Below are 1,209 nucleotides of genomic sequence, written 5' to 3'. Positions count from 1 at the left end.
TCCTTATTGGCCGTTTTTATTTTCTCTTTTAACAGCCCTAGTTGCTTGATCTTAGAAAACTTTAATTCGTTATTAACAGTAAACCCTAAAGTGGCGTTCCATTCGCAAGATAGTTGAAGTGGGCGCTTTTGCGCTAGTAAATTAGCATTGATTTCATCTGACTCAATATCCTGGTTACTGTATCTCACCTTGTTCGCACCGTTCGCTCTATTCTCAAATGCAATATCACCATTTTTAATTGCCAACGTAGGCGGTAACTCCAGGCTGCTAAGCCAACTAGTAAATACACTCGAAACATCATTATTAACTGTTAGCGGGCTCGCAGGAAATGTTTTGAATGTAAGCCTGAATAAATCAATAATCGCTTCAACTTCTTTGTTTCCACTTGAACCGATAAAAAGAAACTTTAGCTCAGTATTAAACCAAACAATGATATCTTTGAAACGTGTAAGCGATTTCGGTATAAGAAGGTTTTCACACATTTCACGTAAATTCTTGACATCTTGTGAAGAAACCTTGGCATTTACTCCCCATGTCCTGGGGGAATCTTGTGCAAGCTGAATCATTTTCTGCCTGACAGCTTCATCCAATGTACTAGATGCAACAGACCTAAAGCGCTTTTCTATACGAAAAATATAATCGTTTTCCAGCTTAATGTAAGGTTTATTTGATTGCAGTAACTCAGCCCAGCCATATTTAGTCTTAATCGCACCAGTCAAAGGTTTAGCCTTCAACCTTTCAAACATTTCAGAGTGCAGATTTGGCTCCAAGTTGAAGTCTTCAGGTAACTTGTAAATCACAAAGGTTTTAAACATTATTTACCTCGGCTTTATTGGAAAGTGGCAGTAACCGCATAGGATCTTTTTTGATGGCAACTAAAAATGAATACACAGAACCAAAGCGATTGGTGTCATATTGCCAATATAAATGCAGGTAATGAAAATAGATAAAGGAAGTAAATGCACTTAGCAAGGTCAAATACATGGATGTCATTAGGTAACTAAATTGAACCTCCGAGGTTACTATCGTTACAATAATGAATTTGGCAACACTGTTTACAGCAAAGAAGCAAAAAGCCAATACAAAAAATAGCGTTAGCCAAATAGACAGCTGTAGGTTTCTGGCTTTGCCTTCAACCTGTTCATCATTCATGTCGAAACCAGCTTTAACAACCTCATCAAAAGGTACAAGATTGAAGTGTACGGGGGT

Annotated in this window: 2 protein-coding genes; both read right to left on the bottom strand. The window is 37.7% G+C overall.

Going from position 1 to position 1,209, the window contains the following annotated elements; translation table 11 throughout:
* Window positions 1-815, bottom strand: an 815-nt coding sequence (rdgC, locus tag IQR33_RS02715; RefSeq protein ID WP_193843492.1) for a recombination-associated protein RdgC, incomplete at its 3' end; no start/stop codon positions are given.
* On the bottom strand, window positions 808-1,209 hold a 402-nt coding region (locus IQR33_RS02710; protein WP_228013730.1), incomplete at its 5' end, for a hypothetical protein. The genes rdgC and IQR33_RS02710, both read right to left, overlap by 8 nt.

The organism is Vibrio sp. OPT46 (genome assembly GCF_015163535.1).
Taxonomy (GTDB): Bacteria; Pseudomonadota; Gammaproteobacteria; order Enterobacterales; family Vibrionaceae; genus Vibrio; species Vibrio alginolyticus.
Note: the sequence above shows the minus strand (reverse complement) of the source record. Positions and strands in the feature narration are given on the sequence as shown.